12 protein-coding genes are annotated in these 15,940 nt (G+C 69.5%); 3 read left to right on the top strand and 9 right to left on the bottom strand.

The annotated features are described in order from the left end of the window. Positions 1-29: 29 nt before the first annotated feature. The 9 genes from VPA02S_RS26420 to VPA02S_RS26380 all read right to left on the bottom strand — a co-directional run bounded on the left by VPA02S_RS26420 (position 30) and on the right by VPA02S_RS26380 (position 11,844). The gene (locus VPA02S_RS26420) at positions 30-1,736 is read right to left on the bottom strand and encodes an amino acid ABC transporter ATP-binding/permease protein (RefSeq protein WP_062366588.1); all 1,707 of its coding nucleotides are present in this window, start codon (positions 1,734-1,736) and stop codon (positions 30-32) included. Then, the gene (cydD, locus tag VPA02S_RS26415; RefSeq protein ID WP_062366586.1) at positions 1,733-3,439 is read right to left on the bottom strand and encodes a thiol reductant ABC exporter subunit CydD; all 1,707 of its coding nucleotides are present in this window, start codon (positions 3,437-3,439) and stop codon (positions 1,733-1,735) included. The genes VPA02S_RS26420 and cydD overlap by 4 nt, the downstream gene beginning before the upstream one ends. 161 nt (positions 3,440-3,600) lie before the next feature. After that, positions 3,601-4,713 (bottom strand): acyltransferase family protein, encoded by a 1,113-nt coding sequence (locus VPA02S_RS26410; RefSeq protein WP_062366842.1) that lies wholly within the window; start codon positions 4,711-4,713, stop codon positions 3,601-3,603. 50 nt (positions 4,714-4,763) lie between these two features. Then, positions 4,764-5,726: an NAD(P)H-dependent flavin oxidoreductase gene (locus tag VPA02S_RS26405; RefSeq protein ID WP_018905541.1), complete on the bottom strand. Its 963-nt coding sequence runs from the start codon at positions 5,724-5,726 to the stop codon at positions 4,764-4,766. An 81-nt stretch (positions 5,727-5,807) separates the two neighbouring features. Then, positions 5,808-7,598, bottom strand: coding sequence for an acyl-CoA dehydrogenase (locus VPA02S_RS26400; protein ID WP_062366584.1), 1,791 nt, complete (start codon positions 7,596-7,598; stop codon positions 5,808-5,810). A 74-nt stretch (positions 7,599-7,672) separates the two neighbouring features. After that, entirely contained in the window at positions 7,673-8,605 is a 933-nt protein-coding gene (locus VPA02S_RS26395) for an electron transfer flavoprotein subunit alpha/FixB family protein (RefSeq protein WP_062366582.1), read from the bottom strand. 76 nt (positions 8,606-8,681) lie between these two features. Further along, positions 8,682-9,431 carry an electron transfer flavoprotein subunit beta/FixA family protein gene (locus VPA02S_RS26390; protein WP_062361769.1) on the bottom strand — a complete coding sequence of 250 codons (750 nt, stop codon included), beginning with the start codon at positions 9,429-9,431 and terminating at the stop codon, positions 8,682-8,684. Between the two features lie 139 nt (positions 9,432-9,570). After that, positions 9,571-10,851: a mechanosensitive ion channel family protein gene (locus VPA02S_RS26385; RefSeq protein ID WP_062366580.1), complete on the bottom strand. Its 1,281-nt coding sequence runs from the start codon at positions 10,849-10,851 to the stop codon at positions 9,571-9,573. 39 nt (positions 10,852-10,890) lie between these two features. Beyond that, entirely contained in the window at positions 10,891-11,844 is a 954-nt protein-coding gene (locus tag VPA02S_RS26380) for a histone deacetylase family protein (protein WP_012748473.1), read from the bottom strand. Positions 11,845-11,930: 86 nt separating this feature from the next. On the opposite strand from VPA02S_RS26380, the gene VPA02S_RS26375 reads away from it, so the two are divergent. The 3 genes from VPA02S_RS26375 to VPA02S_RS26365 are packed head-to-tail and all read left to right on the top strand — an operon-like array spanning position 11,931 to position 15,919. Next, positions 11,931-12,851: an AAA family ATPase gene (locus VPA02S_RS26375; RefSeq protein WP_012748474.1), complete on the top strand. Its 921-nt coding sequence runs from the start codon at positions 11,931-11,933 to the stop codon at positions 12,849-12,851. 28 nt (positions 12,852-12,879) lie between these two features. After that, the gene (locus tag VPA02S_RS26370; protein WP_062366577.1) at positions 12,880-13,851 is read left to right on the top strand and encodes a DUF58 domain-containing protein; all 972 of its coding nucleotides are present in this window, start codon (positions 12,880-12,882) and stop codon (positions 13,849-13,851) included. Between the two features lie 46 nt (positions 13,852-13,897). Continuing rightward, positions 13,898-15,919 carry a transglutaminase TgpA family protein gene (locus VPA02S_RS26365; protein WP_062366575.1) on the top strand — a complete coding sequence of 674 codons (2,022 nt, stop codon included), beginning with the start codon at positions 13,898-13,900 and terminating at the stop codon, positions 15,917-15,919. Positions 15,920-15,940: the final 21 nt, after the last annotated feature.

Genomic DNA, 15,940 nt, shown 5'->3' with positions numbered 1-15,940 from the left:
CCTGTTTTTGGTCTTTGGCTTCTGTCTTTTCAGTCGGGCCGCAGCGCGTTCAGCGCGGCCTCGAAGGCGGGACTGCCGCGCCGCAGTTCGGCAACGATGCGTCCCTGGCGCATGCACACCAGGCGGTCGGCCAGCGCGGCCTCGCGGCGCAGGTGCGTGGCGATCAGCAGCGTGCGCGGCCCGGCTTCCTTGGCCAGGCGCTGCAGCACGTCATGTGCGATGGCGGCATCCAGCGCCTCGGTGGGCTCGTCGAGCAGCCAGAGCGGCACCGGGCGCAGCAGCAGCCGCGCGAGCGCGAGCCGGCGCGACTGCCCGCCCGAAAGGCCGAGGCCCCCTTCGCCCAGCGCGGTATCGAGTCCGGCGGGGAACGCGCGCACATCGCCGGCGAGGCCGGCCGATTGCAATGCGCTCCACAGGCGAGAGTCGTCCGCGGCGGGATCGGCGAGCCGGAGGTTGTCGCGCAGGCTGTCCTGGAAAAGTTCGGTGCGCTGGGTCAGGAGGCAGGCCGGCTCAGCGCTGACGCTGCCGGCCAGCGGCGCGATTTCTCCGGCGATCACCGCGAGCAATGTCGACTTGCCCGCACCGCTCGCGCCGACGAGCGCCACGCGTTCGCCCGGCGCGATGGCCAGCGAGACATCGTTCAGCGCGGGAATGCCGCTGCCGAAGTGCGCCGCACTCAGGTGGGCCAGACTCACCGCCCAAGCCGCGCCGGGTTCAACGACGGCGACACCCGGTCGCGCTTCGTCAGGCGCCAGGCGCGGCGCGAGGCGCCGGACCGCGAGCCAGGTGCGGCCGGCATCGAGCGCTCCGCGCCGCAGGGCCGCGAACGGCTCCGTGGCCGTCAGCGCCACGAGCAGCCCGAGCGCCGCGGCAGGCGCGCCGATGGCGCCCTCGCCCACGAGCACACCCACCGCCAGCAACACGCCCACCAGCGTCAGCGTGCCGGCCACGCCGTAGGCCGCGCCGGCCGACGTCTCGAGCCTGTTCAGCGCGAGGTCGGCCTTGGCCAGGCGCGCATCGGCATTCATCAGTGCTTCGCGCTGCGCATCGGCACGCCCCGCCATCACCAGGTCGGTCTGGCCCGCGACGAGGTCGACGGTGCGCGCCCGCAGCGCCTCGATGCCATGCGCGCGGCGCACCGCCGGACGCTGGGCGCGCCGCGCGATGAACAGCACCAGGCCCCAGCCGACGGCCACCAGCCACAGCAGCAGCACGAGCCCCACGCCGATGTGCATGAATCCGAGCACCACACCCGCGAGCAGCGCCGCGCCCAGCGCCGCGGCCGCGGGCACGAGCAGCCGCAGGTAGAGCGACTCCAGCGCATCGATGTCGGAGGTCAGGCGGAACAGCAGCCGCGACGGCCGCATCGCCAGTTGGTGCGCCGCGCCGGGGCGCGCCCAGCCGCGGAACAGGCGCACGCGCAAGGCCGCGAGCACGCCGAAGCTTGCGTCGTGCGTGACCAGGCGCTCGCCGTAGCGCGACGCGGTGCGTCCGAGCGCCAGCAATCGGATGCCGGCCGAGGGCATGAACACGTCGAAGGTGAAGGCCGTGGCCGCATGCAGGCCCGCGAGTGCCGTCGCGGTGATGAACCAGCCCGACAGGCCGAGCAAGGCCATGCCCGCGAGCACCGTGGCTGCCGCCAGCACGCCGCCCCACAGCAGCGCGCGGGGCTGCGTCGCCAGGAACGGCCGCAGCACCAGCCGGAGATCGCGCCAGCCGCCCTGGGAACTGCTCATGCGGCGCGCTCCAAGGCGGCTTCGGCCGGCTCGGCATCGAGACAGATCGAGCGGTTCATGCGCGCCGCCAGCACCGGGTCGTGCGTGGCGACGACCAGGGTCTTGCCGCGCGCCAGGGCCAGCAGCGCGTCGGCCACCTGGGTGGCGGTTTCGGTGTCGAGGTGGGCGGTGGGCTCGTCCACCAGCAGCAGGTCGGCATGGGGGTGGACCGCGATGCGCGCCAGCGCGAGGCGCACCGCCTCGCCGCCCGACAGGCCGATGCCGCCCTCGCCCAGCGCCACGCCCGGATGCGCCTGCGCCACCGTCTCGAGCGACGCGAAGCGCATCGCCGCCGCAACCTGCGGGGTGCCGACGCCTGCGCGTCCGAGCGCGACGTTCGACTCGACCGAGCCCGCGAACACATGCGGCCTCTGCCCCATCCAGGCGATGGGCTGGCGCAGCGCACCCACGGTGCGGTCGGACAGCGGCACGCCGCCGATCGAGATTTCGCCATGCGTAGCCGGCAGCAGCCCTGCCAGCAATGACAGCAGTGCCGTCTTGCCCGCGCCGCTTGCACCCGTGAGCGCCACGTGCTCGCCAGCCCCGATGCGCAGGTCCAGGCCATCGAAGACCTTGCGCTCATTGCCCGGCCATGCGAAATGCAGGTCGCGGACCGCGATGGCGGGCGCGGAGCCCGTGCGGGCCGCGCCTGTTGCGGCACGTGCGACCGGGGCCTGCGCACCAGGCAGCGGCAATGCGCGCTTCTGCAGCGCATCGAGCGCCTGCAGTGCCGCCTCGCCGGCCGCGCGGTCGTGCCACACCGCCGACAGTTCGCGCAGCGGCTCGAAGAACGCCGGCGCAAGCAGCAGGATGAACAGCCCTTCCCCCAGGCTCAGCTGGCTTCCCCAGGCACCGAAGCCCAAGCTGCCCAGCAGGTGGAAGCCGACGTAGGCTGCCACCATCGCCACGCCCAGCGCCGAGAAAAGCTCCAGCACCGCCGACGAAAGAAAAGCGATGCGCAGCACCGCCATGGTCCGCGCCCGCAGCGCCTCTGCCGCCTGCGCGAGCCGCCCGGCGGCGGCATCCACCGCATCGAGCGCGCGCAGCGTGGCCAGCCCGCGCAGGCGGTCGAGCAGGAAGGCGTTCATGCCGCCCATCTCGACCATCTGCGCCTCGCTCGCGGCCTTGGCGCGCCAGCCGACGATGGCCATGAAAAGCGGGATCAGCGGAGCGGCCACCAGCAGCACGAGCGCCGCCACCCACGAAAGGCTGGCCACTGCCACCAGGATGACGATGGGAACCACCATCGCGCGCCAGCGCGCGGGCCGGTAGCGCACGAGATACGGCACCAGCGCTTCGGCCTGCTCGGCCAGCACGCTGGCCGCGCGGCCGGATGCGGCACGCTCGCGGTCCAGCGGCGAACCGGCCGCCAGCGCCAAGGCCGTCTGGGCGCGCAGCGCCGAGAGCTGCGCCCGCGCGTGTCCGAAGATGCGCCGCGCGCCCCATGCCTCGCAAACGGCCCGCAGCACGCCCAGCAGCAGGATGCCGCAGGCCGGCCACTGCACCGCCGCAATCCCCTGCCCCGACGCCAGCCCCTGCACGGCCATGGCCAGCAGCGCCGCCTGCGGAATCCACGTGAGCGCCGCCACGCCTTGCACGAGGCTTGCGGCATCCGGCCGCGCAGAAAGCTGCAGCGGGCGCCGTGGCGGAGGATGCTTGATCATTCCTTGATATTTTGTATTTTCAGTATTTACTGAATATTCGCAATCTTATCAAAGGCGGAGAAACCCTGAAGCAGCCGGGAGCGTGACCGCTCCGGCGCCCTCTTGCAACCATTTCAGTGAAAACGGCCGGCGCGTCGCGCTGCCGGCGCGGGCGGCTCAGGTCAGAACGAGACGAGCATCCCGCTGACCAGCAGGCCCGCGAACAATGCCGCGACCACGCGCCACGACGCGGGCCGCAGCTCGACCCTGCGGTGCAGCAATTGCGCGGCGGCCACCGAAAGCCCGAAGGTGGCGGCCAGGCCCAGCGCATCGATCCAGGCGGGGTGAGGCCCCAACTGCGCCGCCGCCGCATTGGTGGCCAGCAGCACCGGAAAGTGGATCAGGAACAGCGAATACGACATGCGGCCCAGGCGCTGCAAGGGCATGGCCGCATCCGGCCGGCGCCCGAGCGAGAGCCAGCCCCGCCGCTGCGCAACGGCAATCAGCAGCGCGCTCACCAGCGCGGTGGCGATGCGGCTGCGCCAGTCGACCGCGAGCGCGCCCGCGCCGGTCAGCGCGAGCAGCACGATGGCACTGCGCCAGGTGCTCGCGCGCGTGGCGCGTCCGATCCAGAAGGCCAGCATGCCGAGCCCGTAGGCACCGAAGAAATAGAACGCCGTGCCGTCGAGATCGGCATTGCGGTTGAAGAGCAGCAGCGAAGCGGTGGCCACCGCCAGCACCAGCGCCACGGGAATCCAGCGCTCGTACGAAGCCGCTGCAGCCCCCGCCGGCGCGCGCCGCAGCATCGCGGGAAGCCCCATGAGCGCCAGCGCCAGCACGAACAGCTGGAAGTCGATGGCCACGTACCAGACGCCCGTGGACAGCGCCTCGTAGCCCAGCAGGTCCTGCATCAGCAACCCGTGCGCGAGCAGCTGGCCGATGCTCGGCGCAGCGGGCACGTCGTCGCCCACCATCCAGGGGCGCACCAGGGCCGCCACCAGCACCGACACCGTGAGCGCCGCCAGGTAGGGCATGACCAGCCGGCCGTACCGCTGCAGGATGCGCGCCATCGGCCGGTCCACGCGCAGCAAGCCGTCGGGCGCGAGGCTGGAAGCCGCAAGAAAGCCGGCAATCACCAGGAAGACCTGCACCGCGAGCCGGCCGTCGCTGGCCAGCCAGCCCAGCAATCCGGGCACCAGCAGGAAGGCACCCACCGGCATCGCGCCGTAGCGCGACAGGTGGTGCCCGACGATCACCGCACAGGCCAGGCCCTTGGCGATGTCGAGCAGGGGCATCCGCCCGCGCTGCGCGGTCAGCCCGGCAGGCGCCGGGTCGCACGCGCCGCTCAAAGTGCGAGCCGCTGCCTGGCTTGCTGGTATTCGCGCTTGAGCTTCTCGATGAAGGCCGCGGCGCTGGCCACTTCGGTCACGGCGCCGATGCCCTGGCCCGAGCCCCAGATGTCCTTCCAGGCCTTGGCCTTGCTGCCCTCGCCGCCGCCGAAGTTCATGGTCTTGACGTCGCCTTCGGGCAGGTTGGCCGGGTCCATGCCGGCCTTGACGATGCTGGGCGCCAGGTAGTTGCCGTGCACGCCGGTGAAGAGGCTCGAATAGACGATGTCGTCCGAGGTGCCGTCCACGATGGCCTGCTTGTATTCCTCGCTCGCGCGCGCCTCCTCGGTGGCGATGAAGGCGGTGCCGATGTAGGCGAAGTCGGCACCCATGGCCTGCGCCGCGAGCACCGCGCCGCCGGTGGCGATGGAGCCCGACAGTGCGATGGGACCGTCGAACCACTGGCGGATTTCCTGCACCAGCGCGAACGGGCTCTTCACGCCCGCATGGCCGCCGGCGCCGGCTGCCACGGCAATGATGCCGTCGGCGCCCTTCTCGATCGCCTTCTGCGCGAACTTGTTGTTGATGATGTCGTGCAGCGTGACGCCGCCGTAGCTGTGCACCGCATCGTTCACGTCGGTGCGCGCGCCCAGCGAGGTGATGACGATCGGCACCTTGTACTTCACGACCATTTCCATGTCGTGCTCGAGCCGGTCGTTGCTCTTGTGCACGATCTGGTTGATGGCAAAGGGCGCGGCGGGCTTGTCCGGGTTGGCCTTGTTGTAGGCCGCGAGCTCCTCGGTGATCTCGGCCAGCCAGTCTTCGAGCTGCGCCGCGGGGCGGGCGTTGAGCGCCGGCATCGAGCCGACCACGCCGGCCTTGCACTGCGCGATCACGAGCTTGGGGTTGCTGATGATGAACAGCGGCGAGCCGATGATCGGCAGCGGCAGGTTCGCGAGCACGGGGGGCAGCTTGGACATGTCTTCTCCGGGGATGGGGTTCGGTTTTATATAAGAGGAAGGCCTGCATCGCCCGTCAGATGGGCGACACGGGGCCGTGGGTCAGAAGGCGTCGAGCGCCAATGCCGTGACGCTCTCGGCGCCCTCGACGATGCTGTCGCGCAGCCCGGGTACCTTGTTCAGGATGTGCTCGGCATAGAAGCGCGCGGTCGCGGTCTTGGCCTGCATGAAGTCCACGTCGACGTTGTGCGACGCCAGGTCCGCTGCAATGATCAGCGAGCGTGCCAGCTGCCAGCCCGCCACGAGGTTGCCCGCGAGCATCAGGTAGGGCACGCTGCCCGCGAACACCGCGTTGGGCGACGCCTTGGTCTGGCCCGCGACGAAGTCGACCACCTCGATGAAGGCCTCGCGCGCGGGCTTCAGGCGCTTGAGGACGGCGGCCGCGGCGGGGCTGCTGCTCCTGGCCAGTTCGGCCTCGGTCTTCTCGATCTGCGCGGCAATGGCCTTGGCGGTCTGGCCGCCGTCGCGCGCGGTCTTGCGGCCCACGAGGTCGTTGGCCTGGATCGCAGTGGTGCCTTCGTAGATCGTGAGGATCTTGGCGTCGCGGTAGTACTGCGCCGCGCCGGTCTCCTCGATGAAGCCCATGCCACCATGCACCTGCACGCCCAGCGAGGTCACTTCCAGGCTCATCTCGGTGCTGTAGCCCTTCACGAGCGGCACCATGAATTCGTAGAAGGCCTGGTTCTGCTTGCGCGCCTCGGCATCGGGGTGGTGGTGCGCGGCGTCGTAGGCGGCGGCAGCCACCGAGGCCATGGCGCGGCAGCCTTCGGTGTAGGCGCGCATCGTCATCAGCATGCGCTTGACGTCGGGGTGGTGGATGATGGGCGCGCTCGCGTTCATCGAACCGTCGACCGGGCGGCTCTGCACGCGGTCCTTCGCATAGGTCACGGCGTGCTGGTAGGCACGCTCGGCAATCGCGATGCCCTGCATGCCCACGGCGTAGCGGGCCGAGTTCATCATGATGAACATGTACTCGAGGCCGCGGTTCTCCTGGCCCACCAGATAACCGACGGCACCGCCATGGTCGCCGTACTGCAGCACGGCGGTGGGCGAGGCCTTGATGCCCATCTTGTGCTCGATGCTCACGCAGTGCACGTCGTTGCGCGCACCGAGCGAGCCGTCCTTGCCGACGAGGAACTTGGGCACCACGAACAGGCTGATGCCCTTCACGCCCTCGGGCGCGCCGGTCACGCGTGCGAGCACCAGGTGCACGATGTTCTCGGCCATGTCGTGCTCGCCGTAGGTGATGAAGATCTTGGTGCCGAAGACCTTGTAGGTGCCGTCAGGTTGCGGTTCGGCGCGGCTGCGCACCAGCGCAAGGTCGCTGCCGGCCTGCGGCTCGGTCAGGTTCATGGTGCCGGTCCACTGGCCGCTCACCAGCTTCTCGAGGTACACCGCCTTGAGCTCGTCGGAGCCGGCCGTGAGCAGCGCCTCGATGGCGCCGTCGCTCAGGAGCGGACACAGCGCGAAGCTCATGTTGGCCGAGTTGAGCATCTCGCCGCAGGCCGCGCCGATGGTCTTGGGCAGGCCTTGCCCGCCGAAATCCGCCGGATGCTGCAGGCCCTGCCAGCCACCCGACACGTACTGCGCAAAGGCTTCCTTGAAGCCCGGCGTGGTCGTGACCTGGCCGTCCTTGAAGGACGAGGGGTTGCGGTCGCCCTCGATGTTCAGCGGCGCAACCACGTCCTGGTTGAAGCGCGCGCATTCTTCGAGCACGGCCTGCGCGGTTTCGAGGCCGGCGTCCTCGAAGCCCGGCAGCCTGGCGATCTCGCCGATGTTGGCCAGGTGCTCGATGTCGAACAGCATGTCCTTGAGGGGGGCGGTGTAGCTCATCTCTTGTCTCCAGATACAGCGGATACGAAAAGGGCATCGCGAACGATGCCCTCCGGCTCAGTGCGGCAATCGCGTCAGAGCGCCTTCACCAGTTCCGGCACCGCCGTGAACAGGTCAGCCACCAGCCCGTAGTCGGCCACCGAGAAGATCGGCGCCTCTTCGTCCTTGTTGATCGCCACGATCACCTTGGAGTCCTTCATGCCGGCCAGATGCTGGATCGCGCCCGAGATGCCGGCCGCGATGTACAGCTGCGGCGCGACGATCTTGCCGGTCTGGCCCACCTGCCAGTCGTTGGGGGCGTAGCCCGCATCGACCGCGGCGCGGCTCGCGCCCAGGCCCGCGTTGAGCTTGTCGGCCAAGGGCGTCATCACTTCGGTGAACTTCTCGGCGCTGCCCAAGGCCCGGCCGCCCGAGACGATGATCTTGGCGGCTGTCAGTTCAGGGCGGTCGCTCTTGGTGACTTCGCGGCCCACGAAGCTGGACTTGCCCGAATCGGCCACGCCTTCGGCCGTTTCAACGCTCGCGCTGCCACCGGTGGCGGCTGCGGCGTCGAAGCCGGTGGTGCGCACGGTGATCACCTTGATCGGGTCTGCGCTCTGCACGGTGGCAATGGCGTTGCCGGCGTAGATCGGGCGCTCGAAGGTGTCGGGGCTCTCGACTTTGGTGATGTCGCTGATCTGCGCCACGTCGAGCTTGGCGGCCACGCGCGGCGCGACGTTCTTGCCGTTGGCAGTCGAGGGGAACAGGATGTGGCTGTAGTTGGAAGCGATCGCCAGCACCTGGGCGGCGACGTTCTCCGCAAGGTTTTCTGCGAGCGACGGGCTGTCGGCCACGATGACTTTGCTGACGCCCACGATCTGCGCGGCAGCCTTGCCGGCTTCGGCGGCATTGGCACCGGCCACGAGCACGTGGACGTCACCGCCGCACGCGAGCGCCGCGGTCACGGTGTTGAGGGTCGCGGGCTTGACGGTCGCGTGGTCGTGTTCGGCAATAACAAGTGCGGTCATTTTTTGTTCCAAAAAATCTTGATCAGTTGGGGACAGAGCTTGCGGCTTCGCCACTGCGGTCTGTCCCGCAATGCCTTCAAATTACCTTCGCTTCGTTCTTCAGTTTGTCCACCAGCGTTGCAACATCAGGCACCTTGATGCCGGCGCCGCGCTTGGGCGGCTCGCTGACCTTGAGGGTCTTCAGGCGGGGCTTCACGTCCACGCCCAGGTCTTCGGGCTTGAAGGTGTCGAGCTGCTTCTTCTTGGCCTTCATGATGTTGGGCAAGGTGACGTAGCGCGGCTCGTTCAGGCGCAGGTCGGTCGTGATGACGGCCGGCAGGCTGAGCGTGATGGTTTCCAGGCCGCCGTCGACTTCGCGCGTGACGGTGGCCTTGCCGTCGGCCACTTCGACCTTGGAGGCAAAGGTGGCTTGCGGCAGGTCGGCCAGCGCGGCGAGCATCTGGCCGGTCTGGTTGGCGTCGTCGTCGATGGCCTGCTTGCCCAGGATGATCAGCTGGGGCTGTTCCTTGTCGACCAGGGCCTTGAGCAGCTTGGCGACGGCCAGGGGTTGCAGCTCTTCGGTGGTCTCGACCAGGATGCCGCGGTCGGCACCGATGGCCATGGCGGTGCGCAGGGTTTCCTGGCACTTGGCGTCGCCGCAGGAGACGGCGATGACTTCGGTGACCACGCCCTTTTCCTTCAGGCGCACGGCTTCTTCCACGGCGATCTCGTCGAAGGGGTTCATGCTCATCTTGACGTTGGCAATGTCCACTCCGGTGCCGTCGCTCTTCACGCGCACCTTGACGTTGTAATCGACGACCCGTTTGACAGGCACTAGAACCTTCATTGACTTGACTCCATTGGGATTGCAAAAAGGGGGCTTCGAGGGCAGCCGGTCATTTTAGGGTCCGGCCTTTGCCGCACCTGCGCCCATGGCGACTTGGCACCGCCGTGCAACAAAAAAGAACGACCGTGCTTTTTCGTGATTATACGGCAGCCTCGCGCGTGGCGGAAACGCCCGGCGGCAGCGACTCCACCCGCAGCACGCGCTGCGGATAGGGAATGTCCACGCCCGCGCTGCGCAGGCCCTCGAGAATGGCGATGTTGATGGCCGAGCGCACGTTGTCCTTGCCCTTGTCAGGGTCGGCCACCCAGAAGTTCAGCGTGAACTCCAGCCCGTCGGGCGCGAAGCTGGCGAGATAGGTCACGGGCTCGGGGTCGGTCATCACCCGGGCCTGGGCCTTGGCCGCCGCGCACAGGATGGCCTGCACCTGCGCCACGTCGCTGTCGTAGCCCACCACGATGCTGGTCGTGATGTTGAACTTGCGGTCCGCCATCGAGAGGTTCTCGACGCGGCTGGTGATGAGCGACTCGTTCGGCACGATGGCCTCGCGCCCGTTGCCCGCGCGGATGAGCGTGTAGCGGGTCTTGATGTCGGTGATGCGGCCCTCGAAGGTGTCGACCTTGACGTTGTCGCCGATGCGGATGGAGCGCTCCAGCAAGATCACGAAGCCGCTCACGTAGTTGGCCGCCAGCTTCTGCAGCCCGAAGCCCAGGCCTACGCCCAGCGCGCCGCCCAGCACCGAGAGCGCCGTGAGGTCGACCCCCACCGCCGACAGCGCGAACAGCAGGCCCACCAGCAGCAGGATGGCGCGCACCGCGTTCGAGGCCACCTTGCGCATCGACAGGTCGGTCACGGCCTCGCGCAGGATGCGCTTCTCGATGGTGGCGGCAATCCACAGCGCGATCACCAGCACCAGCCCGGCCGACAGCACGCCCTGGATGATGGTCTGCAGGCTGACGCTTGTCTTGCCGAAGGCCAGCGTGATGCCGTCGAGCTCGGCCAGCACCGGCGGCAGCAGCCCGACGATCCAGAGGATGGCGGCCATCCAGGCGAGCCACGAGATCGTGCGCTCCAGCAGCCGCACCAGGTTGGAGGCGGGAAAGACCGCCCGCATCACGCGCGCGAACAGCCGGATGACCGCCAGCGACAGGAACACCGACACCCCGATGCGCAGCACCAGTACGGGCTGGTAGCCGCTCACCAGGCGCCGGGCCAGCTCGGCGAAGACCAGCGCCAGCAGCGGGAACAAGAGCCCGTCGAAGGTGCGCTCGCCGAACCAGATGGAATCCTTCGGCTGGTCGCGCCCGAACCAGCGGGTGGCCCCCCAGGCCAGGACCACGCAGGCGACCAGTGCCGCCAGCTCGATGCCCAGGCCGCGTGCGTCGACCTGGCCCAGGCGTTGTGTGAAATCGTTGAAATTCATCTCTTGGAAAAACAAGGCGCGGTGTGTGCGCCGGCGGCTCTACAGATCGGCAAGGACGCGGATATGGGCTTCGACGCTGCGCGCGAGGGCGTCCAGGTTGTAGCCCCCTTCGAGCATCGAGACGATGCGGCCCTGCGCATGGCGCCGCGCGACGTCCCGCACGCGGCCGGTGATCCAGGCGAAGTCGTTCTCGGTGAGGCCGAGCTGGCCCAGGTCGTCCTCGCGGTGGGCGTCGAAGCCCGCGCTCACGAAGATCATCTCGGGCGCGAATTCCTCGAGCCGGGGCATCCAGGCGGCCTCGATCAGCTCGCGCACGTCCATGCCCCTGGTGTAGGCCGGGATCGGCAGGTTGAGCATGTTGGAGGCCGGGTGCTCGGTGCCGCTATACGGATAGAACGGATGCTGGAAGAAGCCCACCATCAGCACGCGCGGATCGTTCGACAGGATGTTCTCGGTGCCGTTGCCATGGTGCACGTCGAAATCGACGATGGCCACGCGCTCCAGCCCGTGCACCTCGAGCGCATGCCGCGCCGCAATGGCCACGTTGTTGAGGAAGCAGAAGCCCATGGCCTGTTCGTAGCAGGCGTGGTGCCCGGGCGGGCGCACCGAGCAGAACGCGTTGTCGACCTCGCCCGCCATCACCGCATCGGTGGCGGCAATGGCGGCGCCCGCGGCGCGGCGCGCAGCCAGCAGGGTGAAGCGGTTCAGAATGGTGTCGGGGTCGAGCTGCGCATGGCGGGGGCCGCCGGCCGGCTCGTCGGCCACCAGGCGCTGGTGCAGCGATTCGAGGTGTTCGAGGTGCGCCTCGCTGTGCGCGCGGGTGATCTGGGCCAGGGTGGCCAGCGGCACGTCACGGTGTTCGAGGGCATCGCCCACGCCGGTGAGCAGCAGCCTGTCCTCGATGGCGTCGAGCCGTTCGGGACATTCGGGGTGGCCCCGGCCCATGTCGTGCTTCCAGCAATCGCGATGTGTGAAGTAGCCGGTCTTGCCCATGTGTTTGCCGTGTCTCTGTCGTATCTAGACCTCACACGGCATGGGGCCGCGCAGTCTTACGGTATCGTTTGCATATGGATACAAATATGGACGTTGCTGCGAAGCTTGCCACTTTGCTGAGTCAGCTTAACACGGTGATCGTGGGCAAGGAGCCCCAGGTGCGCGACTGCGTGGCCTGCCTGCTCGCGGGCGGGCACCTGCTGATCGAGGATGTGCCGGGGGTCGGCAAGACCACCCTCGCCCATGCGCTTTCGCACACCTTCGGGCTGCAGTTTTCCCGCGTGCAGTTCACCGCCGACCTGATGCCGGGCGACCTTTCGGGCGTAGCCATCTACGACCGGGGCCAGCAGGCCTTCGTCTTCCACCCCGGGCCGATCTTCGCGCAGGTGCTGCTGGCGGACGAGATCAACCGCGCCAGCCCCAAGACGCAGAGCGCGCTGCTCGAGGCCATGGAAGAAAAGCAGGTCACCATCGAGGGCGAGACGCGGCCGCTGCCCACGCCCTTCTTCGTGATTGCCACGCAGAACCCGCAGGACCAGCTCGGCACCTTCGCCTTGCCCGAATCGCAGCTCGACCGCTTCCTCATGCGCATCTCGCTGGGCTACCCCGACCGCGCCGCCGAACGCGAGCTGCTCTCGGGCGCCGACCGCCGCGAAATGCTGGCCACCCTGCCCGCGCTCCTGACAGCCGGCGAGCTCACGGCGCTGCAGCAGCGCGTGCAGCAGGTGCATGCGGCCGAGCCGCTGCTGAACTACGTGCAGGACCTGATCGCGGCCACGCGCTCCGGCCGCTGGTTCCTGCAGGGCCTCTCGCCGCGCGCCGGCATTGCCGTGCTGCGCGCCGCCAAGGCGCAGGCGCTGCTGGCCAACCGCAACTATGTTGCGCCCGACGACGTGCAGTCGATCCTGCCGCAGACCATTGCGCACCGCCTCACGCCGGTGGGCGACGCGGGCCGGGGCGCGGTGGAGCAGGTGCGCGCGATGATCGCGGACGTGCCGCTGCCGTGAAAAAAACGACCACGCCCGCCGGCCGCCGATGATCGCGTCGCTACGCTCGCGCATCGAGGGCTGGTTCCTGTCGCGCCGGCCGCCTTCGGACACGCTCGAGCTCACGCAGCGCAACGTCTACATCGTGCCCACGCGCGCCGGCTGGACGCTGGGCGCCACGCTGCTGGTGCTGCTGATCGCGTCGATCAACTACCAGCTCAACCTCGGCTACCTGCTGACCTTCCTGCTTGCGGGCAGCGTGGCCGTGGGCATGCACGTGAGCCACGCCACGCTGCGCGGCCTGGCCATGCACATGATGGCGCCGGAGGCGCACTATGCGGGCGCCGCCGCGGTCTTTCGCGTGGTGCTGCACAACACGCGGCGCAGCGTGCGCTACGGCATCGGCATGGCCGTGCGCGGCAGCGGCCAGTGGGCCTGGACCGACGTTCCGGCCGAGGGCAGCGCCACCGTCGAGATCGCCTTCAAGCCCGAGCGGCGTGGGCTCCATCCAGTGCCCACGCTCACCGCCGAAACGCGCTTTCCGCTCGGCACCTTCCGCGTCTGGACGGTGTGGCGCCCGGCCGCGAAGATGCTGGTCTATCCCGCGCCCGAGGCGCATCCGCCGCCGCTGCCGCCGGGCGAGCCGCTGTCGGGCCCGGCTGCCACGTCGGCCGCCCTGCGCGCGCAGGCCGCCGGCGAATACGACGGCCTCCGTGCCTACCGGCGTGGCGATCCGCTCAAGCTCGTGGTCTGGAAGAAGGCGGCCCGCGCGCAAGCCACCGGCTCGGAAGACCTGGTGAGCCGCGACACGCAGCAGACGCAGCGCGAAGAACTGTGGCTCGACGCCCAGGCCACCCAACTGGCCGACACCGAGGCCCGCGTGTCGCGGCTGTGCGCCTGGGTGCTGATGGCGGACCGGCTGGGCGTGGACTACGGCATCCGCGTGGCCGCGCGCGTGGTGCAGCCCTCGCAGGGCGAAGCCCACCGAAGAGCCTGCCTGGAGGCGCTGGCGCTATGTTGAATCATCCGAACGCCGCTCGTTCTTCTCCAGGCCGGGAGCCGCGCACATGAACAAGTTCATGCGCGAGATCTCGGCGCTGCCACGGGACGCCCGGGACACGCTGTTCCTGCTTGCGGTGATCGCGCTCATCGTGCTGCCGCAGGCCGCGAACCTGCCCTGGTGGTGCACCGCCATCACGGCGATGGTGCTGGTGTGGCGCAGCACGCTCGCCGTGGAGGCCCGTCCGCTGCCGGGCAAGTGGGCGCGCGTGGGCCTGCTGGTGCTGGCGCTGGCCGCCACCTTCGCCACCCACCGCACCCTGCTGGGGCGCGACGCCGGGGTCACGCTGATCGTGATCCTGCTCGCGCTCAAGACGCTGGAGCTGCGCGCGCGCCGCGACGCCTTCGTCATCTTCTTCCTGGGCTTCTTCGCGATGCTCACGAACTTCTTCTACTCGCAGTCGCTGATGACCGCGGTCGCCATGCTGCTGGCGCTGCTGGGCCTGCTCACCGCGCTGGTCAATGCGCACATGCCGGTGGGCAAGCCGCCATTGATGCAGGCTGCGCGCACCGCCAGCTGGATGGCCGTGGCGGGCGCGCCGATCATGCTCGCGCTGTTCCTGCTGTTCCCGCGCTTCGCGCCGCTGTGGGGCACGCCCGCCGATGCGATGGCCGGGCGCACGGGCCTGTCGAACACCATGCGCGTGGGCACCATTGCCGAACTGGCGCTCGACGACAGCATTGCGGCGCGCATCAAGTTCGACGACAACCGCGCGCCGCCCCAGAGCCAGCTGTATTTCCGCGGTCCGGTGCTCGCGCAGTTCGACGGGCGAGAGTGGAGCGCGCTGCCGTCCTGGGCGCGCGGCGCGCCGCCATCGGGCAACCTGCGCACCAGCGGCCCGCCGGTGCGCTACGAGGTCACGCTCGAGCCCAACCACCGCCCCTGGCTGCTCACGCTCGATGCGGCGCCCACCGCACCGCAGGCGCCCGGCTTCGAGGTCACGGGCACGCCCGACCTGCAATGGATCGTGAACCGCCCGATCTCCGACCTCGTGCGCTACCGCGCGGAGAGCTACACGCAATTCCACAGCGGCCCGCTGCGGCAGACGGCCGCGCTGCGGGCCTATCTCGCGCTGCCGCCCGGATCGAACCCGCGCACCGCCGCCCTCGCCGCCGAAATGCGCGCCCAGCCCGCGCTGGCCAACGCCGGCACGCAGGCCTTCATCCGTGCCGCACTGCAGCGGCTGCGCACCGGCGGCTACAGCTACACGCTGGAGCCCGGCGTCTACGGCAACGACACGGCCGACGAGTTCTGGTTCGACCGCAAGGAGGGCTTTTGCGAACACATCGCCTCGGCCTTCGTGGTGCTGATGCGCGCGGCGGGCATTCCGGCGCGCATCGTGACCGGCTACCAGGGCGGCGAACTCAACAGCGTCGACAACTACTGGGTCCTGCGCCAGAGCGATGCGCATGCCTGGGCCGAGGTCTGGGAAGACGGCACCGGCTGGGTGCGCGTCGATCCCACGGGCGCGGTGTCGCCGGGGCGGGTCGGCCAGCTGCAGCGGCTGGTGCCGCAGCCGGGCCTGTTCGCCGGCGCCATCGGCGCGATGAGCCCCACGCTGGCGCAGAACCTGCGCGCCGCCTGGGAAGCGGTGAACAACGGCTGGAACCAGTGGGTGCTCAACTACACGCAAAGCCGCCAGCTCAACCTGCTCAAGAGCATCGGCTTCAACGCGCCGAGCCTCGAGGACCTGGCCTACGTGCTGCTCTACCTGCTGGTGGGCGCAAGCCTTGCCGGCGCGGCATGGACCCTGTGGGAGCGCAGCCAGCACGACCCGTGGCTGCGCCTGCTCGGCCAGGCACGCGCGCGCCTCGCCAAGGCCGGGCTCCAGCTGCCCGACACCGCGCCGCCGCGCCAGATGGCCGCCCAGGCCGAGGCGCGCTTCGGCCCGGCGGCACAGGCCGTGCGCGAATGGCTGCTGAAGCTGGAAGCCCAGCGCTACGCCCCGGCCTCGCCGGCTTCGCTCGCGGCGCTGCGGGCCGAGTTCCGGCGCCTGGACTGGCCGGCCGTGCCCACCGCGCGGCGCTGAGGCCGCACGCGTCCCGCCGAG

Source organism: Variovorax paradoxus NBRC 15149 (assembly GCF_001591365.1).
In the GTDB taxonomy this organism is placed as follows: domain Bacteria; phylum Pseudomonadota; class Gammaproteobacteria; order Burkholderiales; family Burkholderiaceae_C; genus Variovorax; species Variovorax paradoxus.
Note: the sequence above shows the minus strand (reverse complement) of the source record. Positions and strands in the feature narration are given on the sequence as shown.